This is a genomic window from Ornithinicoccus sp. (assembly GCF_057176825.1).
This window is the reverse complement of the sequence record NZ_CM169976.1, coordinates 626,290-646,904: the sequence shown is the minus strand read 5'-3', so window position 1 is coordinate 646,904 and position 20,615 is coordinate 626,290. Positions and strand designations below refer to the sequence as shown.

Genomic DNA, 20,615 nt, shown 5'->3' with positions numbered 1-20,615 from the left:
CTCCGGTCGGCCCGCCCGCAGGCGCTACTGCACCTGGCCGTCCGGGGGCTCGACCGGCTCCTCCGGCACGACCACCTCGGCGTGCTGCGGCCGGGTCGCACCGCTGTACGCCGGGAGCACCTGCTCCCCGGCATCCTCGACCTGGTAGCCGAGCCCCAGCACCTGCGACCACCCGCGGAAGTTGGCCACGACCGGGTCGTCCTCCAGCGCCTGCGCCATCTGCTCCACGTCCCCGATCGCGGTGATCGTGTAGGGCGGGGAGTACACCCGGCCCTGCAGGTAGAGCGTGTTCCCGACGCACTGCACCGCGCTGGTGGCCACGATCCGCTGGTCCTGGATCATCATCGCCTCCGCCCCCCCGGACCACATCGCGTTCACGACAGCCTGCACGTCCTGCTGGTGGATCACGACGTCGTCCACGCTGTAGCCCTCGGGGAGGGTGTCGAGGCTGTAGCCGGCGTCGTCCAGGGTGACCCGCAGGGCGGGGCCCTGCACCGCGCCCGTCCCCACCGCCGGGGCGATCCGGTCGGCCCGCTCGGTCACCTCACGGACGGTGCCGCCGCCCCTGCTGAGCTCGGCCACCTGCGCGGCCAACTCATCCGCCTGCGCGGTCAGGTCGGCCACGGCCCGGTCCCGCTCGGCGACCAGCCCCGCCAGGTCCGTGGGTCGCTCCACCGACCCGGACCGGTCAGCCAGCGCCGCCGACGTCCCGAAGAGGAGTCCCGCGCCCAGCATGGCCACGGGAACCACGTAGCGCCACGGCGTCCGCCGCGTGGCTGGCTGCTCGCCCGTCATGGCACCTCGTCCCCTGGCTCGGCCCGGTGCTGCTCTCCTGGGGTCAGGGTAGACCGCGCACCTGCGTATCCTGTGGGCACCATTGCCGACAAGGAGTCACCGTGCCGGAGTCCAAGGGCCGCCCACCCAAGAAGTCCCGTTCCCGCAAGAAGGAGCCCAAGCAGGCCGACATTGCCGCGCCGCCGCAGAGCAACCCCACGTGGTTCGTCCCGGTCATGTGCGGCCTGATGATCCTTGGCGTCCTGTGGGTGTCCGTGTTCTACATCACCTCCGGCGACTGGCCCCTGAAGATCGGCTACTGGAACCTGGCCGTGGGCCTGGGCTCGATCATGGCCGGCTTCGCGATGGCCACCCGCTGGCGCTAGGCCGGCGCGGGCGGGCTGTGGGTCCGCGCCACACTCAGGCCTGGTCGAACAGGGACCCCTGCGGCGGTGCGTAGGCGGGGTCCACGCCGTCGAACAGGCTGCTGACCGACTCCCCGGCGTGGATCCGCGCGATCGCCTCGGCGAAGAGGTCCGCCACGGACCGCACCTGCAGCTCGGGCCAGTCGGGGGGTGCCGGCACGGTGTCCGTGGTGACGACCTGGCTGATCATCGGATGGCTGCGCAGCCGCTCCACCGCCTGCCCCGCGAACAGGCCGTGGGTGCAGGCCACGGCGGCCTCCGTGCACGCGGCATCCTTGAGCCGGTCCAGCAGCTCCACGATGGAGCCACCGGTGGCGATCTCGTCGTCCAGCACAATCGCGCGGCGGCCGGCCACGTCGCCCACGATCGCGTCGATCACGACCCTGTCGTCGGCCAGCCGTTGCTTGCTGCCGGCCGCGACCGGCAGTCCCAGCAGACGCGCGAACTGGGTGGCGGTCTTGGCGTTGCCCAGGTCAGGGGAGACGACCACCGCGTCGGACAGGTCGGTGCCCCGGAAGTGGTCGGCGAGCACGCCGATGGCGGTGAGGTGGTCCACCGGCACCGGGAAGAAGCCGTGCACCTGGGGGGCGTGCAGCGCCATGGTCAGCACCCGGTCCACGCCGGCGGTCCCGAGCAGGTCCGCGACCAGGCGGCCGCCCAGGGAGATCCTTGAGGAGTCCTTCTTGTCGGACCGCGCGTAGGCGTAGTGCGGGATCACGGCGGTGATCTGCGCCGCGGACGCCCCGCGGGCCGCGTCCACCATCAGCAGCAACTCCATCAGCGTGTCCTGGGTGGGCTTCACCAGGGGTTGCACGATGTAGACGTCGCGCTGCCGGCAGTTGGCCTGGAGCTGCGCCTGGAGACAGTCGTTGCTGAAGCGGGACGTCGTCGACGGCGCCAGGCGCACCCCGAGCCCCTGGCAGATCTGCTGGGCCAGGCGGGGGTGGGCACCCCCGGAGAACACGACGATCTCGCGCATCGACTACCCCTCGGTGACGGGTCGGATCCTGTGGCGGGTGGCCCCCCGCCCTTCGCACCCTAGCGCCGCCGGGACCCGCCCCGTCCAACCGGGAGATCCCACGAACGGCCGGTCGCCGCGGCCCAAGTGCGCTGTCCACACGTTATCCACAGGTCTGGGGATAACTACATGGGTGTAACTCGGCGTCAGCCGACGATCCACCGCAGGCTGCCGGTCACGGCGTCGATCCGCCACACCGACAGGAGCACCAGCACCAGCACCACGGCGGCCAGGCCGGGCCAGGCCAGGCGCCGCCGGGCCACGGTGCGACGGTCCCGCCCGCGACCGCTGGTCAGCGCGTAGAGGCCGGCCACGACGGCTCCGGTGACGGCGCCGCCGACGTGCGCCTGCCAGGAGATGTTGGGCACCAGGAAGCCGATCACCATGTTGATCCCCAGGATGACCAGGATCCCGGTGGTGTCCCGGCCCAGGTGCCGGTTCAGCACGAGCATCGCGCCGAACAGCCCGAAGACGGCCCCCGAGGCGCCGACGGTCGGGGTGAACCAGCCCTCCGGCAGGGACGCCAGCAACAGCACGGCCACGCTCCCCCCGAGGGCGCTGACCAGGTACAGCGCCAGGTAGCGGGCCCGGCCGAGCATGGGCTCCAGGTAGCCCCCCACCAGGTAGAGCGCGTACATGTTGAACAGGATGTGCATCAGCTGGGTCGGCGAGTGCACGAACGCCGCGGTCAGCAGCCGCCAGGGCTCGGTCTCGGCGAGCCAGGGCCCGAACCAGAGCGTGGCCGTCACCTCGGGGTTGAGTCGCTGCCCCAGGTAGGCCAGGACGCACAGGCCGATCAACGTCAGCGTGACGACCGGGCGGGTGTCCCGCGGTGTGCCGCCGAACCGGGTCGTCGTGCGCGGCGCCTCGCGGGCCGCCTGGTCGACACAGTCGGTGCACTGGATGCCGACGGCGGCGGACCGCTGGCACTCGGGGCAGGTCGGGCGACCGCACCGCTGGCACCGCACGTAGGCCACCCGGTCCGGGTGGCGGGGGCAGACCGGTGCGGCCGCCGGGTCGACCTGGCTCACTGGCTCCTCATTCAGCGACGATGACCTTCTCGATCACCACGGGGTCGACGGGGCGGTCCATCCGGCCCGTCTGCACGGTGCCGATGGCGTCGACGACCTCGCGGCTCGGACCGTCGGCCACCTCGCCGAAGATCGTGTGCTTGCCCTGCAGCCAGGGGGTGGGCGCCGTGGTGATGAAGAACTGGGACCCGTTGGTGCCCTTGCCCATCCGCTTGCCGGCGTTGGCCATGGCCAGCACGTAGGGCTGGCTGAAGTCCTTGTCGGGGCTGATCTCGTCGTCGAACTCGAACCCCGGACCACCGGTGCCCTGGCCCAGCGGGCAGCCACCCTGGATCATGAAGTTCGGGATGATCCGGTGGAAGCCCAGGCCGTCGAAGTACGGGGTGGGGTTGGTGCGGCCCGCGTCGTCCTGGTACTCCAGCTCGCCGGTGGCGAGGCCGACGAAGTTGCGGACGGTCTTGGGGGCGTGGTCGGGGAACAGGACGAGGTTGATGTCGCCCTTGTTGGTCTGCAGGGTCACGTTCATGTCGCAATCCTCGCACGGGGCCGCTGCACCCTCGGCTAGAGGTTTGTGGCCCGCACAAGGCAGGATGGGGGCAACGGCGAGACAACAGGAGGATCGGTGTTCAACCGCAAGAGCAAGACGGAGAAGGCCGCGGAGGCTGCGGCCGACCGCGCCCACCAGGCAGGGGACAAGGCCGCACAGCTGCGGGACAAGGCGACGGCTGCCGGAGAACGAGCCGCCTCCACCGTCCAGGACAGGGCCTCCCACCTGGCACACAACGTGCAGGACTCTGCACTCTTCCACGACGTCAAGGACAAGGTCGGCCCGAAGGCCGGCGCCTACGCGGCCACCGCCGCCACCGCCGCGGCGGCCGCCCGTGAGCGGGCGGTGACCGGGCTGGACAGGGGGATCGACGCCGCCGTGCCCCGAGCCACCGAGGCGTTGGAGGGTGTCGCGCCCAAGGTGGACAAGGCCCACGACTACATCGTCGACGAGCTGCTGCCGAAGGTGAGCGAGTGGCTGTCCTCGGTGCAGGACTCCAAGGACGAGCTGCTCAGCCAGCAGGAGGGCCCGGTGGCCGTCGTCACCGGAGCCCCCAAGAAGAAGAAGCGCAAGGGCAAGGTGCTGCTCAGCTTCGGCCTGCTGGCAGCAGCCGGTGCCGGCATCGCCTGGTACCTGAACCAGCAGCAGCAGGGCCCGAAGACGGACCCGTGGGCCGGCAGCAGCGGGTCGCGCCCCGTCGGCGGCGCCCCAGGCGTCGACTCCCAGGTCCGCGAGACGCTCCAGCAGAACGGTGCGCCGGCGGCCACGACGGCAGCCACCGACACCGCGAAGGGCGCTGACGCGGCCGACGACCAGGCCCGGGTGCTGGAGAATGAGGAGATCGACGCCCTGGCCGACGACAAGCCGCTGTCGGCCGAGGAGTCGGACGTGCCGGGCACCAACACCGACGCCACCACCGGTCTCGGTGACCAGCCCCAGGACCGGGAGCTGAGCGACGTGCTGGACGACGTCGAGAAGGGCAAGGACGCCCCCAAGGGTCCCGGCCTGCCCTGATGACCGGGCCCTGATCACAGGGCCCGAAACCCGCACGACCGTCGAGGGCGGTGGGCACCGACACCACGGTGCCCACCGCCCTCCTCGCGTCCAGTGCGCCTGCCCGCGCAGCGGCGCCCCCTGCTCGCGCGAGGACACGCGCGTGGGGTCCCGGGTCCGGGACCGGCACCGACCTAGGCTGGACCCGCACCCCAGTTCGGTTCCGCCAGGGAGGAGCCACCGATGACGACCACCGCGCGCCGGGTCGACGCCCTCCAGGCACCCCCGGACACGTCGGCGGCCACGGTGCGCACCCAGCCGGCCCGTCGGCATACCACTCCTCGACCCCCGCGCCGCCGCCTTTTCGGACCCGACGACCTGCGCCCCCGCCCGGGGCGCATCCACGGGCTCGATGGCATCCGGGCCATCGCCATCATCGGCGTCCTCGTCTTCCACTTCACCCCCACCGTCCTGCCGGGAGGCTTCCTGGGGGTCGATGTCTTCTTCGTCGTCTCCGGCTTCCTGATCACCACCCTGCTGGCGCGCGAGCTGACCGAGCGCGGCCGGCTGGACCTGCCGCAGTTCTGGCTGCGCCGGGCACGGCGCCTGCTGCCCGCCCTGCTCACCGTCGTCGTGGTCAGCATCGGGGCCGCCCGCCTCGTCGGGGGCGACCTGCTCGTCTCGATCGGACGGCAGGCGCTCGGCGCGCTCACCTTCTCCACGAACTGGCTGGAGATCGGCGCCGGCGCCAGCTACTTCCACCACACCTCGCCACTGCTCTTCGTCAACTTCTGGTCCCTCGCGGTGGAGGAGCAGTTCTACCTCTTCTGGCCGCTGGCGATGGTGGTGCTGCTGGCGATCGCCCGCACGGCCCGGCAGCGGCTGTATGCCGTGGGCGGGCTCGCGCTCGGGTCTGCCCTGTTGATGGCCGCCCTGTACCAACCAGGCACCGACGCGACCCGGGTGTACTACGGCACCGACACGCACCTGTTCGGGCTGATGCTGGGGGTGGCGCTCGCGTTCGCGTGGGCCGCACCCCACCGGGCCGGTCTGCGGACTGCGGTCTGGCGGCGCTGGCGCGGCGTGGCCGTGACCGGCTCGCTGGTGCTGCTCGTGGTGCTGATGCGGGTGCTCAGCGATGCGTCGCCCTGGACCTTCCGCGGCGGGATCCTGCTGGCCTGCCTGGCCACCGCGGTGCTCATCGCGGGGCTGCTGGAATCCGACAGCCCGTGGCGCCGGGTGATGCAGCTGCGTCCGCTGGCCTGGATCGGGGAGCGCTCCTACGGCATCTACCTGTGGCACTGGCCGGTGCTGATGATCGCCACCACCCTGGTGCCGCACGCCCCGGGCACGCTCCGCGCCACCCTGGTGCTGACCGGCGCCCTGGTCACCACCCTGGTCCTTTCGGCACTCTCCCACCGGTTCATCGAGACCCCGGTCCGCCGGCACGGGTTCCGTGCCTCGCTGGCCCGGGTGCGGCAGTGGGCGCTCACCCCGTGGGAGACCTCGCGGGTCCCCAGGATCGCCGCGGGCGCGCTGGCCGGTCTGGTGCTGCTCTCCGCGGTGGCGGTCGCCACCGCCCCCGACAAGTCGCAGACGCAGCAGGTGATCGAGGAGCAGGAGGCCCGGCTCAACGGGGAGCCCGCGGCGGCCGAGCCGGTCCAGGAGGCCGACCCCGCCGCCGACGCCGGCACCGGTCCGTTCGACGGTCTCCTGGGGCCCGGCGGCGTGCTCGAGGGTGCCCGGACCGACGCCCGGGACGGGGGCGCCGCCAGCTCCGCGCAGGACGGTGCGGCCACTCCGACCGAGGACAAGGCCGCGCAGGACGACAAGGCCGCCGGGGAGGACGAGGAGGCAGGGGAGGACGGGTCGGCCGAGGACCAGGCCCGGGAGGAGGAGTCCGACGAGGACGACGCCTCCGACGCCGAGGGGTCCGAGCACCCGTTCGGCTACCAGGAGGACGAGGAGGGCCTGCTGGTCCCCGACGGTGAGGACATCACCGCAGTCGGTGACTCCCTGGTGGTCACCAGCGCGGACGGCCTGGAGTACCGCTTCCCCGGCATGTCCTTCGAGGCCAAGTCCAACCGGCAGTGGAAGGACGCCATGCCCGTCCTGGACGCGGCGCTGGAGGCGGACACCGTGCAGGACAACGTCATCATCCACTTCGGCACCAACGCCGGCGTCGACGAGGCAGCCCTGCGCGAAGTGCTCGACACCCTGGGGGCGCAGCGGCAGGTCGTGGTGATGAACCTCTACTCCTCCAGCACCTTCGTGCCCGGGTCGAACGAGACCATCGAGTCCGTGGTCGCCGACTACCCGAACGCCGTCGTGGGCGACTGGCACGCGGCCATGAAGGCCGAGCCGGAGACACTGCAGTCCGACCGCATCCACCCGGACATCGCCGGGATGCACGTCTACGCCCGGGTTGTTGCAGAATCCTTCGACGCATTGGCCCGCGCATCTTGATTCCGTTCCGGGGTGGTGTGGGAGGCTCACCCTTGTGAACATCATCTTCGTCGAGCCCCACTTCCCACGGAACCAGCGCGAGTTCGTCCGGGCGCTCGCCGAGTCGGGCGCCAACGTCATCGGGATCGGCGAAACCCCCGCCGACTACCTCGATGACCAGCTCAAGTCATGGATGCAGCACTACGAGCAGATCGGCTCGGTCACCGACATCGAGCAGCTCACCGCCACCGTCGAGCGGGTGCAGCGGATGGTCTGGGTCGACAAGCTCGAGGCAACCATCGAGGCCCACACCCTGGCCGCGGCGGTGGTCCGGGAACGCACCAGCATCCCCGGCACCTCCGTGCACACCACGTGGCTGTGCCGGGACAAGCCGTCGATGAAGGAGGCGCTGCGTGCGGCCGGCGTCCCGACCGCCGCCTCCACCGGCGCGGAGACCGTCGAGCAGGTCCGGGAGTTCGCCGCCCGGGTGGGATACCCGCTGATCCTGAAGCCACGGGACGGTGCCGGGGCTGCGGCCACCTCGCGGGTGGTCAACGACTCCGAGTTGGCCCGTGCCATGGCGGCGTTCGGGCCGCACGTACGCTCCATCGCGGTCGAGGAGTTCATCGAGGGCCACGAGGGGTTCTACGACACCATCGCCATCGACGGCGGCGTCGCCCTCGACTTCGTCTCGCATTACTACCCGGGCGTGCTGGAGGCCATGCGCACCCGGTGGATCAGCCCCCAGTTCATCGCCACCAACCGGATTGACGGCGGCGGCCTCTACGACGAGATCCGTGACATGGGTCAGCGGGTCATCACCGCCCTGGGCATCGAGACCTCGGCGACCCACATGGAGTGGTTCTACGGGCCCAAGGGTCTGAAGTTCAGTGAGATCGGCGCCCGTCCTCCCGGGGTGGGGTGCTGGGACCTCTACAGCGCCGCCAACGACATGGACGTCTACCGCTCCTGGGCGGACGCGATCGTGCACGGTCGGGTCTTCACCCGGCCCAGCCGCAGCCACTCCGCCGGCATCATCGCGCTGCGCCCCGACCAGGACGGCGTGATCACGGGCTACACCGGCCTGGAGACCGTCGAGAACAACTACGGACGTTGGGTGATCGACGCCCACCTGCCGGGCTCTGGCACGCCCACCCAGCCGGTCGAGGCCGGCTACATGGCCAACGCCTACGTCCGGATGCGGCACCCGGACTACGACGTCCTGCGCGAAATGCTGGACGCGGTCGGCCAGACCGTCCAGGTCCATGCCGGTTGAGCCCGGCACGGTCCCCTCGATCACCCTCCTCGGACCCCAGCGCAACCCCCACGTCGACGAGGTGGTCTCCTCCCTCGGCATCACCGGTCGGGTCGCCCTGATCAACGCCGGCTGGCGCGAGCGCGAGCCCGACGACGAGTTGCTGCGCAGCCTGGTCGGTGGTGACGCGGTCAACCTGCGGCTCTGGCACCGGATGCAGGAGGTGTGGGACGCCGATCCGGAGTTCGCGGCGGCGGACCGGCACCGCCGCCAGGTGCTGGAGGAGATGCAGGACCTCTACCTGCTCGGCCTGGGCCACGTCGACAACGCCATCGAATCGCTGCGCGGCCATCACGCCCGCAGCGAGCAGGTCCACCAGACCGCCATCGAGGACGCCGAGCGGATCATGCGGGGGATGGACACCCGGCACCTGGCCCGGGTCTCGGAGGTGCACGCGCAGTTCTGGGAGCAGTGGCGCCCGCACGAGCGGATGGCGGTGGCCACCTTCCGGCAGCTGATCTCCCGGGAGCTGGACGACGTCGAGGCCGTGGTCCTCACCGGCGGCCACGTCGGCGTGCTCACCGGAGCCCTCCACCTGTTCAACGTCGCGCCCCGGATCCACGTGCCGGTCATCGCCTGGGGAGCGGGGGCGATGGCCCTCACCGACCGGATCGTGCTCTTCCACGACCAGGCACCGCACGGGCCGTCGCTGCCGGAGGTGTTCTCCACGGGCGTGGGACTGCTCAGTGAGGTCGTCGTCTTCCCCAGCGCGCGGGAGCGGCTGGAGCTCGCCGACCACGACCGGATGGCGATGATGGTGCGTCGCTTCGCACCGGACGTGAGCCTGCTGCTGGACCGTCGCACCCGGGTCCACGTCGGCGCCGACGGGCTGCTCCCCGCCGACGCCCCCCTGCTCGGGCCGGACGGCTCCGTCACCACCAGGGGAGCGGCATGAGCCCCGGCACCACCCAGTACCCCGCCCCCCGTCGAGTACGGCGCAAGCTCGCGATCAACCGGTTCCGGGAGCAGGACGATCTGGGCGAGGAGCAGGTCGACACCTTCCTGCACGAGCGGGCCGTCCCCATCGTGGAGGGCGCCAAGTGCACCTTCCTGTTCCGCGGCAACGCCGACGAGGTCTGGGTGACCCACCGGATCGTGAACCAGCCGCAGCGCGTGCCGATGCGCCGCATCGGCCACACCTCGCTCTGGTACGTCATCATCGAGCTGCCCGAGGGATCCCGGGTGGAGTACCAGCTGGAGGTGCGGCTCGGCGACCATGTCGAGCGCGGCAACGACCCCCTGAACCCAGTCGTGGCACACAGCCCGGTCGGCTCGTCCTCGGTCTGCCAGGCCGACGGCTACGTCACGCCCGAGTGGACCCACCCCGACCCCGAGGCGCGGGCCGGCGAGCTGCTCGACCTGGCCCTGGACTCCCGCGCGCTGCGCCGCAAGACCTGGAGCCGGGTCTACCTGCCCGCACGGTTCCGCACCAGCACGACATACCCGCTGTTGGTCGTGCACGACGGCGACGACTACATCAACTACTCGGCGATGAAGACCGTGCTGGACAACCTGATCCACCGGCTCGACATGGCCGAGACGATCGTCGTGTTCAGCAACCCCGGCGATCGGCTGCGGGAGTACCCCAACTACGCCCCACACGCCCGCCACATCGCCCACGAACTGATCCCCCACCTGGAGGAACGGTTCCCGCTGATCCGCCGCCCCGACGGCCGCTGCCTGATGGGCGCCAGCTTCGGCGGGGTCGCCTCGCTGTCGGTCGCCAGCCGCAACCCCGGGGTGTTCGGCTCGTTGATCCTGCAGTCCGGGTCGTTCGTCTTCACCGACATCGGCACCGAGCACGGCGGCGGCGAGGCGTTCGACCCGGTGGTGAAGTTCATGAACCGGTACCGCGCGCGCCCGCGCAAGGTGGTGGACCGGATGTTCATCTCGTGCGGCATCTACGAGCCGCTCATCGTCCCTAACCGCTCGATGGTGCCGGTCTTCGAGGCCACCGGCACGACCGTGCGGTATGTCGAGGCGCGGGACGGACACTCGTGGGAGAACTGGCGGGACCGGCTGCGGGACGGATTGTCCTGGACCTTCCCCGGCCCGCAGAAGTACGTCTACGAGTAGGCGCGCGGCGGTGCCAGCCGCTCCCGCACCAGATGCACGGTCGGCCCCGGGTCCCGTCCGTGCCACACGCTGTGCCGCGCGCCGACGGCATACCTGAGGGTGGTCAGCAGGTCCGGCACGGCGCCACCCCGGCGCTCCGTTGCCGCCCGGCGCAGGTCGCCGGCCAGCCAGCTGAACCGGTGGCCGGGCGCGGCGTCCGGCACGTCCGGGGGCGGCTCGCCCAGTGCGGTGCGGACCCAGCCGTCCACCAGCCCCGGCTGGGCGAGGTTGGCCAGCTCCATCGAGCCGTAGAACCTGCCGTTGAGGTCGATCAGGTGCGGGCTCCCAGTCTGGTCGGTGAGGAACTGCAGCTGGACCAGGCCGTGCCAGCCGAGACCGTCCAGCAGGGCCTCGCAGCGGGCGACCAGCTCCTCGTCGACCGGCACCGTGACCGCCCGCGTGGACATCCCGCTCGGGGTCGGCCACACCCCGGCCGATTCCTGCTGCAACCGCGCGCGCAACCGGCCGTCGTGGAACAGGCCGACCAGGGAGCCGAGGCGGCCCTGCACCAGCTCCTGGAGCAGCGCCTGCCCTCCCTCCTGCTCGATCTGTGCCACCCGTCCGGCGGCAGTGGCGACGTCCTCGAAGAGCCGGGTGTCGACCCGGAACCTCGCGGTCTGGCCGGGGAACCAGTGCCGCCGCGACTTGACCACCACCGGGCCCTCCCACCCCCACAGCGCCTCGGTCGTGGCCAGCACGGTGCGCGGCGCCGCGAGCCCCACCTCGTGTGCCCTCCGGGCCAGCGCGAGCTTGTCCAGCGCCTCCTCCACCACGGCGGTCTCCGGGTGGGGGACGACGGCCGGCAGCTCCTGGCGGTATGCGGACAGCGCGGCCATCCAGTCGTCGCCCGCGCCGAACACGACGGGGTAGTCGCCGGCTGCCACCGCGTCGCGGACCCCCTCGACGAAGGCGCGTCCGTCTTCGCGGGGTCTGGGCACCGCGTGCAGCCGGTCGATGGCGCGGGAGGACGTCACCATCCCGCGCCGGTGCGGAGTGCCGAGCCCGACCGACCAGCCGCGACGGGCGAGGGCCCGGGATGCGGCCAGGGCACCCCTGTCCCGTCCCGAACTGACGATGAGGACGGTGCGTCCCTGGCCCATGCGCTCTCCCGTGGTGGTAGCTGTGGTGCCACCAGGCTAGGAACGGGCGATGAGAAGCGGATGAGCACCCGTCCACAAACGTCTGGTGCAGTAGGGACGGGCCATCCGGCAGGACGCCCATCACCGAGGGACGGAGCATCCATGGATCCCGCAACACCCCCACCGACCCACCCCCCGCGGGGCGGCGCACCCCTCGCGCCGGGGGGTGGCCTCCCGTCGCGGTGGGTCGCCGGCGCCATCCTGCTCTCCTGGATGCTCGCAGCCCTCGCGCCCCTGGCGACGCTGGTCTCCGGCGGCAGCATCCAGCCGATGGACCTGATGAGCGACCCGGCCGAGGTGACCGGTGCGCCGTGGTTCGTCGGTGGCGTGTCCGACCTGAACCTCTTCGTCTGGGCCGGGGCTGCCGCGGTCCACCTGGTCGGCCTCGTCGGGCTGTGGCAGGTCGACCGTCCGTTGGCCAAGGCCCTGGGCTCCCTCGGCCTCCTGACGGTGGTGTTGACCCTGGACGACCGGTTCCTGCTGCACGAGATCGTCATCCCGCACGTCTTCGGCATCCCCGGAGGTGGTCACCTACCTCGCGTATGCCGTCGTGACGGCGCTGCTCGTGGTGTGGCACCGGCACACGCTGCGCCGCCTGCCGGAGGTCCTGCTCCTCGCGGTCGCCGTGGTCGCTCTCGGGAGCTCCGTCGGACTGGACCTGACCGGCTGGGACTCCACCGTCCGGCGGGTCGCCGAGGAGACCGCGAAGATGATGGGCGCCATGGCCTGGCTCGCCTTCCCCGCCGCCGTTCTCGCCAGGCTGCTGTCCCGCCAGACGCTCTCCCACCCACCCGGGTGAGGAACGGCATACACTCCCGCCCATGGAGCAGACTCCCGCGGCCGGCCGCACGACGTACCTGCTCGTCGACGGCGAGAACATCGACGCCACGCTCGGCACGTCCATCCTGGGGCGCCGCCCGCACCCGGACGAGCGGCCGCGGTGGGACCGACTGCTCACCTTCAGCACCGAGCAGTGGGGCCAGCCGACCCGGGGGCTGTTCTTCCTGAACGCCAGCACCGGGCTGCCGATGTCCTTCGTGCAGGCGCTCAAGGCGATGGGCTACCTTCCCGTGCCGTTGTCCGGCTCCTCGGAGGACAAGATCGTCGACATCGCGATCCAGCGCACCCTCAAGGCCCTGCAGGACCGCCCCGACGACGTCATCCTGGTCAGCCACGACGGCGACTTCCTCGAGGACCTGACGCCGTTGGTGCAGGAGGAGCGCCGGGTCGCGGTGATGGCCTTCGCAGAGTTCCGCAACGGCGGCTTCACCGCGCTGGAGGCTCACGGGCTGGTCAGCTTCGACCTGGAGCACGACGTCCACGCGTTCAACGCCCCGCTGCCCCGGATCCGGATCATCCCGATCGAAGAGTTCGACCCGGCACAGTTCCTGGCCTGAGGGCCATGAGCACCCCCAACATCCTCATCGTGATGGCCGACCAGGTGGCCGGCCCGCTCTTCCCGGACGGCCCCGCGGACTGGCTGCACGTGCCGCACCTGCGGGCGCTCGCCGAGCGGTCGGTGCGGTTCACCCGTGCCTACACGGCCTCCCCGCTGTGCGCGCCCGGCCGCTCGGCGTTCATGACGGGCCAACTGCCGTCCCGCACCGGCGTCTACGACAACGCGGCCGAGTTCTCCTCCGACCTGCCCACCTTCGCCCACCACCTGCGCCGGGCCGGCTACGCCACCTGCCTCTCCGGCAAGATGCACTTCGTCGGCCCCGACCAACTGCACGGCTTCGAGGACCGGCTGACCACCGACATCTACCCCGCCGACTTCGGTTGGACCCCCGACTATCGCCGCCCCGGCGAGCGGATCGACTGGTGGTATCACAACCTCGGCTCGGTGACGGGGGCAGGCACCGCCGAGATCACCAACCAGCTGGAGTATGACGACGAGGTCGCTCATCACGCCGCTGCCCGGCTCTACCAGCACGCCCGGAGTGGCGACGCCCGACCCTGGTGCCTGACCGTCAGTTTCACCCACCCGCACGACCCGTATGTCACCCGGCGTCGCTACTGGGACCGGTATGCCGACTGTGACCACCTGGAGCCCGAAGGCGCCCCGCTGGCCTACGAGGACCACGACCCGCACTCGCGCAGGATCTACGACGCGAACGACTGGCGCAGCTACGACATCACCGCGGAGCACGTGGCCCGCGCGCGCCGGGCCTACTTCGGCAACCTCTCCTACGTCGACGATCTGGTCGGGCAGCTGTTCGGTGTGCTGGAGTCCACCGGCCAGGCGGACAACACCGTGGTGCTCTTCACCTCCGATCACGGCGACATGCTCGGCAACCGCGGCATGTGGTTCAAGATGAGCTTCTTCGAGCACTCCGCCCGCGTGCCGCTGCTGCTCGCCGTCCCGGGCGAGCGCGGGCAGGACGGTCGACGCCCCGGTCTCGACGCTCGACATCCTGCCGACCCTGGCGGACCTCGCTGGCATCGACCTGGGCGGGTCGCCCGTGCAGCTTGACGGGACCAGCCTGCTGCCGGTGGCCGGGGGCCGTCGGCGCGGCCCGGTGCCGATGGAGTACGCCGCCGAGGCCTCCGAGGCACCGCTGGTCGGCGTCGTCGAGGGCCGCCACAAGTTCGTGCGGTGCGCTCTCGACCCGGACCAGCTCTTCGACCTGGAGGCGGACCCCGGGGAGCGGCACAACCTGGCGGATCTCCCCGAGCACGCCGATCTACTGGCCCACTTCACGGCGCTGGTCGACGCCTCGTGGGACCTGAGTGCCTTCGACGCGGCCATCCGTGCGAGCCAGGCGCGGCGCCTGCTGGTCTATGAGGCCCTGCGCAACGGCGCGTACTACCCGTGGGACCACCAGCCCCTGCAGCACGCCTCCGAGCGCTACATGCGCAATCACCTGGATCTCAACGACGTGGAGGCACGCGCCAGGGGCGGGTGACCTGTCAGACGCGGGCTACGGCACCCGCTTCTACAGGTCACCCCTGCCGCGGAGGAGCCGCCGTCAGTAGCCGAAGACGTGCACGCTCAACACGTCGACGGCCGTGCGTGGGCTCGTGAAGAAGGCACCCATGCGTCGCGCCACCTTCGGGAAGGGCCGCTCGCGCACGGCTCCCTTCTCGTTGAACAGTTCGTTGGGCACGACGAGGAACAGGTGGTTCGCATTGATGGCGATGTGCGCTTTCCACAGATCCTTCAGATCGTGATTGTTGGCGGTAGTTCCGCCCCTCTCAACCTCCGCGATCACCCCCGTCCCCGGGGACAACGGGTAGTAGAAGTCGGGACGAGCTCGTGTGATCAAACCCTCGTCTGGGGTCAGGATGAGTTCCGCGTTAAACCCCAGTTCGAGTTCGAGCAGACTGCCCACTCGGTCCTGGATCGCCTTTGACTGGGCCCCGTGGATGTGGAGCAGGGCAATGGTCTCCTCATCGGCCTTCAAGTGAGCCACGAGACGCGCCGCCAGCGCATCGACCCGTTCCAGTTCTTCCCGCTCGCGAGGGCCGTCGGGCAATCGCGCGTGCCGACGGTACTGAATCACCCGCGCAGCTTGCCAGCTGCCAGGGCCGAAAGCTAGTCCGTAGAACGGCCTCGCCCGGGTGACCTGTCAGACGCGGGCTACGGCCCCCGCTTCTACGGGTCACCCCTTGCCGCGCCCCCTGCCGCGGAGGAGACGGCCGCATCCCGGAGATGCACCAGAGGCCCTCCCCGTCGAGCGGGAAGGGCCTCTGACACCAGGGTGGAGGCGATCGGACTCGAACCGACAACCCCCTGCTTGCAAAGCAGGTGCGCTACCAATTGCGCCACGCCCCCGGAGGGATTCTTCAGTTGTGGTGGGAGCCGTTCAGCTCGGGTCTGCGGCGACGTCGTCGGTGGCCTCGGCCCACAGGTCGCGCTCGGCCTGCTGGTCCTGCATCTTCTTGGCCAGGGCCACGGCGCCGAGGGCGGCTGCTGCCACGAGGAGCAAACGATTCATCTCAACTCCCGGTCGGGTCCACCGCCGCGGACCGGCGGGGTTGGAGTGGTGGGCCTAACAGGACTTGAACCTGTGACCTCTTCCTTATCAGGGAAGCGCTCTAACCGTCTGAGCTATAGGCCCGCACCGCGTTGCGCGACGTCGAATCGGGATCAGGATCCTGTCGACATCGCGCCGCACGAGACTACCTCACGCGGGTAGGGACGGCCAAAACAACCCCGGGCACAGCGGTCCCGCACGCCCCGGCCACGGTGCGTGCGGGACTGCCGCGGCGAAAGGCTCAGCGCTTGAGGGAGACCTTGAGGACCTCGCCGCCGCCGGCACACACCGAGCAGGTCGTGACGTAGGCCGATCCCTGGCGGATCGCCACCCCGTAGGGGGCGAACAGGTCGTCGGCCACGGTGCGGTGCTCGCCCTTCGTGCTCACCTTCACCAGGGATCCCGAGAGCCCGGCGAGCAGACCCTCGTCACTGATCTGCACGGCATACAGGCTCTTGCCGGACCACGCGAGGTCGGTGACGTTCGTCAGCCCGGTCGCATACGTGGTGAGCTTGCCGTGCTTGAGCCGGTAGATCGACGCGCTCCCCGGCTCGAACGGGAATCCGGTGAGCTGGGCGATGTACCACGCACCGTCCGGGCCCTTGGCCACGGCGGTCGGGACCGGCTCGGCCGGGAACGGGTCGGGCGCGCCGGGGAAGGGCGGGTCGGTCCAGACCGTCGGGAGCACGGCCGCTGTGGACAGTCGGCCCCTGTGGTCCACCTTCACCACGTCGTTGCCGCCGGCGTCGGCGACCAGGTATCCCGAACCGTTGCGGACCAGGTCGACCGGGTTGGAGTCGATCAGCCCGCCGTCGGGGTTGCGCTTCTGCTCGAAGGCCGCCAGGTCGGCCAGCACCTTCGGCGTGCCGGAGTGCTTCCCGGTCTTGACCGACACCACGGTGCCCAGGAGTGCGGCGGTCGGGCCGAGGGAGTCACGCATCTCCTCGTCACCGCCCAGACCGATCACGACGATGAGGCGGTTGCCCTGGAGCAGGACATCGCTGGGACCGGTCCCCTCGCCTTCGGAGCCGACCGAGGGGAGGCCGGTGACGACCCGTTCCTGGTGCCCCTTGCGGGACAGCTTGGTGACGGCGCCGGTGTCGCCCAGGCAGATGGTGCCGAGCTCGGGGTGGTCGACGCAGTTGTCGGTGCCGCCGGTGCCTGACTCGGCGATGTAGAGGTCGCCGCGGGCGGAGAAGCTCAAGTGCCGGGGGGCGTCCATCCCGGAGGCGACCACTCTGGGCGACGGGGTGGGCTTGTGGTCACGGGTCCCGGCTACTGCCGGTGCGGCTGCCGCACCGACGAGGAGCCCGAGGCCGGCGATCAGGGTGACGATGCGACGGGGTGTACGCATGGCATTTCCTTGCTGCCGAGCGAGTAGGACAGCAACGAAGGTAGACCCGCCGGGGCACCCCTGGGAAGGGATTTTCTTGACGAACTCTTGACAAATCCTATAGCAATTGATAAAGGCCTGGGGCGCAGCCTAGTTGGCCCACGGTCGTCGGGTTCGGCGCGCAGAATCGGCGGCGGCGGGGCGGCCTCGTCGGCTCGCCCTCACCCTCACTCGGCTCGCCCTCACCCTCACTCGTCTCGCCCTCACCCTCACTCGTCGGACAGCGTGAGCTGTGCCCCGCCGACCAGGGACGTGCAGACGTTGTAGAGGAACGCGGTGAGCGTGGCGAGCGCGGTCAGCAGGATCACGTTGATCACGCCGATCACCACCGACAGGGACACCACCCGGCCGAAGCCGAGGTAGTCCATCAGGTCGAAGCTCGGGCCGCCGTCCTCGCCGGTGCTCAGCATGGTGATCAACTCGTTGACCGTCGAGAAGACCTGCATGCCGGACAGCACGCTCCACAGCACGGTCACCATGACCACGCCCGCGATCCCCAACGCGACCGAGACCAGGAAGGAGATCTTCATGACCGACCACGGGTCCACCCGCTGCAGGGTCAGCCGAACGCGCCGGGGGCCGGTGCGGCGCTGCGGCCGGGTGGCCGGGGGACGCGGGCCCGAGCGGGCGGGCGGGCGCGAGGTGCGCCCACCGGAACTGGCCTTGCCGGTCTCCGAGCCAGCGGTCGCGCCGGACCCGCTGGAGCCGGTCGAACCCGAAGCTCCCGCAACCCGGGCACGTCGCTCCAGGTCGCGCCGCGGAGCGGTGCGGGCCATCGCGCCGTCGCGCATGCCCGAACTCTCCCCGGTCTGGGTGCCGGGTCGGCTCAGCTTCTGGGTCGCGTCGGAATCCACGGGCCGGTCGCCCTGGTCCGTCGTGCTCACCACTGACCTCCCTGAGGCGGAGTCACTCGTCGGTCTCGGCGGGGGCTGCCGGACCTGTGGGGTCTGACGTTACGCCATCGGTGGGGATGGACGACGAATCTGCGGCGTCCTCGAGCTCGATCTGCTCGATCTCCTCGCTCAGCTCCGCCTCGGCGTTGCGGGCCACGGCGACGATGGTGTCGCCCTTGCCCGGGGTCGCGAACCGCACACCCTCGGTGTCCCGGCCGGTCACCCGGACCTGCCCGATGGCAGAGCGCACCACGTTGCCCCGCTCCATGACCACGAGCACCTCGTCGGTCTCGTCGACCACCAGGGCACCGACCAGGTCGCCGCCCTTGTCGGTGGCCTTGGCCACCTTGATGCCGAGACCGCCCCGACCCTGGACCCGGTAGGCGGACACCGGGGTCCGTTTGGCCTTGCCGGTCTCGAAGACCACGAAGACGTAGGCCTCGGTGTCCGGGGCCACGACGCTCATCGACAGCAGGTGGTCCTCACCGCGGAACTTCATCCCGGTGACGCCGGACGTGGCCCGGCCCATGGGGCGCAGTGCGGAGTCGGTCGCGGTGAAGCGCACCGACTGTCCCTTGACGGAGACCAGGAGCACGTCGTCGTCGGCCCCCGCCAGTTGGGCGCCCACGAGCTCGTCGCCGTCCCGCAGGTTCACCGCGATGAGTCCGCCGGACCGGGGTGAGTCGTAGTCGCCCAGCCGGGTCTTCTTGACCAGGCCGTTGCGGGTGGCCAAGAGCAGGTAGTCGGCCTGCTCGTAGTCGCGCAGGGTGAGCACCTGGGCGATCTCCTCACCGGGCTGGAAGGCCATCAGGTTGGCCACGTGCTGCCCCTTGCCGGTGGGACCGCCCTCCGGGATCTCGTAGGCCTTGGCCCGGTAGACCCGGCCCAGGTTGGTGAAGAACAGCAACCAGTGGTGCGTGCTGGTGGTGAAGAAGTGGTTCACCACGTCGTCGGCACGGAGTGCGGCGCCGCGCCGGCCCTTGCCACCACGGTTCTGCGGGCGGTACTCCGCGACGCGGGTACGCTTGGCGTAGCCGCCGCGGGTGATGGTGACGACGACATCCTCCTCGGGGATCAGGTCCTCCATGGACATGTCCCCGTCGAACGGCACGATCCGGCTGCGCCGGTCGTCGCCGAACCGCTCCACGATGTCGGCCAGCTCCTCGCTGACGATGTCGCGCTGGCGCTGCGGCTTCTCCAGGATGTCCTGGTAGTCCAGGATCATCGCCTCGAGTTTGTCGTGCTGCTCGATGATCTTCTGGCGCTCCAGGGCCGCCAGGCGGCGCAGCTGCATGTCCAGGATCGCCCTGGCCTGCGTCTCGTCGACCTCGAGCAGCTCCATCAGCCCGTCCCGGGCCTCCTCGACGGTGGGCGAGCGCCGGATCAGCGCGATCACCTCGTCGAGGGCGTCCAGGGCCTTCAGGTAGCCCCGGAGGATGTGGATCTCCTCCTCGGCGCGGCGCAGCCGGTAGCGGGTGCGCCGGACGATGACCTCGATCTGGTGCTCCACCCAATGCCGCACGAACGCCGACAGCGGGAGGGTGCGGGGCACCCCGTCGACCAGGGCGAGCATGTTGGCGCCGAAGTTCTGCTGCAGCTGGGTGTGCTTGTAGAGGTTGTTCAGCACCACCTTGGCCACGGCGTCGCGCTTGAGCACGATGACCAGGCGCTGGCCGGTCCGGCCGGAGGTCTCGTCGCGCATGTCGGCGATGCCGGCCAGCTTGCCGTCGTTGACGAGTTCGGCGATCTTCTTGGCCAGGCTGTCCGGGTTGACCTGGTAGGGCAGCTCGGTGACGACCAGGCACTGCCGGCCCTGGATCTCCTCGACCTCGACGACGGCCCGCATGATGATCGAGCCGCGGCCGGTGCGGTAGGCCTCCTCGATGCCGCGCCGGCCCATGATGAGCGCACCGGTCGGGAAGTCCGGCCCGGGGATCCGCTGGATGAGCGCCTCGAGCAACTCCTCGCGGGAGGCATCCGGGTGCTCCAACAGCCACTGCACGCCGTGCGCGACCTCACGCAGGTTGTGCGGGGGGATCTGGGTGGCCATCCCGACGGCGATGCCGGCCGAGCCGTTGACCAGCAGGTTCGGGAAGCGGGCCGGCAGGACCGTCGGCTCCTGCGCCTTGCCGTCGTAGTTGTCCTGGAAGTCGACCGTGTCCTCGTTGATGTCCCGGACCATCTCCATGGCCAGCGGCGCCATCTTGCACTCGGTGTACCGCGGGGCCGCGGCGGGGTCGTCCCCGGGCGTGCCGAAGTTGCCCTGCCCGTCGACCAACGGGTACCGCAGCGACCAGTCCTGCACGAGACGGACCAACGCGTCGTAGATCGCACCGTCGCCGTGGGGGTGGTAGTGACCCATGACGTCGCCGACGACACGCGCGCACTTGTTGTAGCCGCGGTCCGGGCGGTACCCGCCGTCGTACATGGCGTAGAGCACCCGGCGGTGCACCGGCTTCATGCCGTCCCGCACGTCGGGCAGCGCACGCGAGACGATGACGCTCATCGCGTACTCGATGTAGCTGCGCTGCATCTCGGTGTTGAGGTCGA

General features: G+C 70.7%; 20 protein-coding genes and 2 tRNA genes. 10 read left to right on the top strand and 12 right to left on the bottom strand.

Annotated elements, in window-relative coordinates:
* Nucleotides 1–24 precede the first annotated feature (24 nt).
* Entirely contained in the window at nucleotides 25–795 is a 771-nt protein-coding gene (locus tag AC1QRC_RS03450) for a DUF881 domain-containing protein (protein ID WP_484205434.1), read from the bottom strand.
* A 101-nt stretch (nucleotides 796–896) separates the two neighbouring features.
* Here AC1QRC_RS03450 and AC1QRC_RS03445 point away from each other — a divergent pair, with 101 nt between their 5' ends.
* Complete coding sequence (locus tag AC1QRC_RS03445) at nucleotides 897–1,160, top strand: cell division protein CrgA (protein ID WP_484205433.1); 264 nt, start codon at nucleotides 897–899, stop codon at nucleotides 1,158–1,160.
* Nucleotides 1,161–1,194: 34 nt separating this feature from the next.
* Here AC1QRC_RS03445 and AC1QRC_RS03440 read toward each other — a convergent pair whose 3' ends face one another.
* The 3 genes from AC1QRC_RS03440 to AC1QRC_RS03430 all read right to left on the bottom strand — a co-directional run bounded on the left by AC1QRC_RS03440 (nucleotide 1,195) and on the right by AC1QRC_RS03430 (nucleotide 3,774).
* Entirely contained in the window at nucleotides 1,195–2,178 is a 984-nt protein-coding gene (locus AC1QRC_RS03440) for a ribose-phosphate diphosphokinase (protein WP_484205432.1), read from the bottom strand.
* A 185-nt stretch (nucleotides 2,179–2,363) separates the two neighbouring features.
* Nucleotides 2,364–3,248: a rhomboid family intramembrane serine protease gene (locus AC1QRC_RS03435; protein ID WP_484205431.1), complete on the bottom strand. Its 885-nt coding sequence runs from the start codon at nucleotides 3,246–3,248 to the stop codon at nucleotides 2,364–2,366.
* Between the two features lie 7 nt (nucleotides 3,249–3,255).
* Nucleotides 3,256–3,774 carry a peptidylprolyl isomerase gene (locus AC1QRC_RS03430; protein WP_484205430.1) on the bottom strand — a complete coding sequence of 173 codons (519 nt, stop codon included), beginning with the start codon at nucleotides 3,772–3,774 and terminating at the stop codon, nucleotides 3,256–3,258.
* A 96-nt stretch (nucleotides 3,775–3,870) separates the two neighbouring features.
* Between AC1QRC_RS03430 and AC1QRC_RS03425 the strand changes: the two genes are divergently transcribed.
* The 5 genes from AC1QRC_RS03425 to AC1QRC_RS03405 all read left to right on the top strand — a co-directional run bounded on the left by AC1QRC_RS03425 (nucleotide 3,871) and on the right by AC1QRC_RS03405 (nucleotide 10,624).
* Nucleotides 3,871–4,809 carry a hypothetical protein gene (locus tag AC1QRC_RS03425; protein ID WP_484205429.1) on the top strand — a complete coding sequence of 313 codons (939 nt, stop codon included), beginning with the start codon at nucleotides 3,871–3,873 and terminating at the stop codon, nucleotides 4,807–4,809.
* 222 nt (nucleotides 4,810–5,031) lie between these two features.
* Nucleotides 5,032–7,254 carry an acyltransferase family protein gene (locus tag AC1QRC_RS03420; RefSeq protein ID WP_484205428.1) on the top strand — a complete coding sequence of 741 codons (2,223 nt, stop codon included), beginning with the start codon at nucleotides 5,032–5,034 and terminating at the stop codon, nucleotides 7,252–7,254.
* Between the two features lie 34 nt (nucleotides 7,255–7,288).
* The gene (locus AC1QRC_RS03415; protein ID WP_484205427.1) at nucleotides 7,289–8,509 is read left to right on the top strand and encodes an ATP-grasp domain-containing protein; all 1,221 of its coding nucleotides are present in this window, start codon (nucleotides 7,289–7,291) and stop codon (nucleotides 8,507–8,509) included.
* Nucleotides 8,499–9,443 carry a hypothetical protein gene (locus tag AC1QRC_RS03410; protein WP_484205426.1) on the top strand — a complete coding sequence of 315 codons (945 nt, stop codon included), beginning with the start codon at nucleotides 8,499–8,501 and terminating at the stop codon, nucleotides 9,441–9,443. The genes AC1QRC_RS03415 and AC1QRC_RS03410 overlap by 11 nt, the downstream gene beginning before the upstream one ends.
* Nucleotides 9,440–10,624, top strand: a complete 1,185-nt coding sequence (locus AC1QRC_RS03405; protein WP_484205425.1) for an alpha/beta hydrolase — start codon at nucleotides 9,440–9,442, stop codon at nucleotides 10,622–10,624. Before AC1QRC_RS03410 ends, AC1QRC_RS03405 begins: the two co-directional genes overlap by 4 nt.
* Here the strand turns inward: AC1QRC_RS03405 and AC1QRC_RS03400 are convergent.
* A complete protein-coding gene (locus tag AC1QRC_RS03400; RefSeq protein WP_484205424.1) occupies nucleotides 10,615–11,763 on the bottom strand; it encodes an ATP-grasp domain-containing protein in 1,149 nt (382 codons plus the stop codon). The genes AC1QRC_RS03405 and AC1QRC_RS03400 overlap by 10 nt on opposite strands.
* A 562-nt stretch (nucleotides 11,764–12,325) precedes the next feature.
* Between AC1QRC_RS03400 and AC1QRC_RS03395 the strand changes: the two genes are divergently transcribed.
* From AC1QRC_RS03395 to AC1QRC_RS03380, 4 genes are read left to right on the top strand one after another with little or no spacing between them, the layout of a single operon-like run.
* The gene (locus AC1QRC_RS03395) at nucleotides 12,326–12,601 is read left to right on the top strand and encodes a hypothetical protein (RefSeq protein WP_484205423.1); all 276 of its coding nucleotides are present in this window, start codon (nucleotides 12,326–12,328) and stop codon (nucleotides 12,599–12,601) included.
* 22 nt (nucleotides 12,602–12,623) lie between these two features.
* Nucleotides 12,624–13,199 carry an NYN domain-containing protein gene (locus AC1QRC_RS03390; RefSeq protein ID WP_484205422.1) on the top strand — a complete coding sequence of 192 codons (576 nt, stop codon included), beginning with the start codon at nucleotides 12,624–12,626 and terminating at the stop codon, nucleotides 13,197–13,199.
* A 5-nt stretch (nucleotides 13,200–13,204) separates the two neighbouring features.
* Nucleotides 13,205–14,275 carry a choline-sulfatase gene (betC, locus tag AC1QRC_RS03385; protein ID WP_484205421.1) on the top strand — a complete coding sequence of 357 codons (1,071 nt, stop codon included), beginning with the start codon at nucleotides 13,205–13,207 and terminating at the stop codon, nucleotides 14,273–14,275.
* Nucleotides 14,214–14,708 carry a hypothetical protein gene (locus AC1QRC_RS03380; protein WP_484206568.1) on the top strand — a complete coding sequence of 165 codons (495 nt, stop codon included), beginning with the start codon at nucleotides 14,214–14,216 and terminating at the stop codon, nucleotides 14,706–14,708. Before betC ends, AC1QRC_RS03380 begins: the two co-directional genes overlap by 62 nt.
* 63 nt (nucleotides 14,709–14,771) lie before the next feature.
* Here the strand turns inward: AC1QRC_RS03380 and AC1QRC_RS03375 are convergent, their stop codons facing one another.
* The 7 genes from AC1QRC_RS03375 to gyrA all read right to left on the bottom strand — a co-directional run bounded on the left by AC1QRC_RS03375 (nucleotide 14,772) and on the right by gyrA (nucleotide 20,598).
* Nucleotides 14,772–15,305 (bottom strand): hypothetical protein, encoded by a 534-nt coding sequence (locus AC1QRC_RS03375; protein ID WP_484205420.1) that lies wholly within the window; start codon nucleotides 15,303–15,305, stop codon nucleotides 14,772–14,774.
* Between the two features lie 199 nt (nucleotides 15,306–15,504).
* A tRNA-Ala gene (locus AC1QRC_RS03370) sits at nucleotides 15,505–15,577 on the bottom strand.
* A 31-nt stretch (nucleotides 15,578–15,608) separates the two neighbouring features.
* Nucleotides 15,609–15,740, bottom strand: coding sequence for a DLW-39 family protein (locus tag AC1QRC_RS03365; RefSeq protein WP_484205419.1), 132 nt, complete (start codon nucleotides 15,738–15,740; stop codon nucleotides 15,609–15,611).
* 46 nt (nucleotides 15,741–15,786) lie between these two features.
* A tRNA-Ile gene (locus AC1QRC_RS03360) sits at nucleotides 15,787–15,863 on the bottom strand.
* Nucleotides 15,864–16,020: 157 nt separating this feature from the next.
* On the bottom strand, nucleotides 16,021–17,133 hold the full coding sequence (locus AC1QRC_RS03355) for a ScyD/ScyE family protein (protein WP_484205418.1): 1,113 nt from the start codon (nucleotides 17,131–17,133) through the stop codon (nucleotides 16,021–16,023).
* 248 nt (nucleotides 17,134–17,381) lie between these two features.
* Nucleotides 17,382–18,056 carry a DUF3566 domain-containing protein gene (locus AC1QRC_RS03350; RefSeq protein WP_484205417.1) on the bottom strand — a complete coding sequence of 225 codons (675 nt, stop codon included), beginning with the start codon at nucleotides 18,054–18,056 and terminating at the stop codon, nucleotides 17,382–17,384.
* 22 nt (nucleotides 18,057–18,078) lie between these two features.
* Nucleotides 18,079–20,598: a DNA gyrase subunit A gene (gyrA, locus tag AC1QRC_RS03345; protein ID WP_484206567.1), complete on the bottom strand. Its 2,520-nt coding sequence runs from the start codon at nucleotides 20,596–20,598 to the stop codon at nucleotides 18,079–18,081.
* Nucleotides 20,599–20,615: the final 17 nt, after the last annotated feature.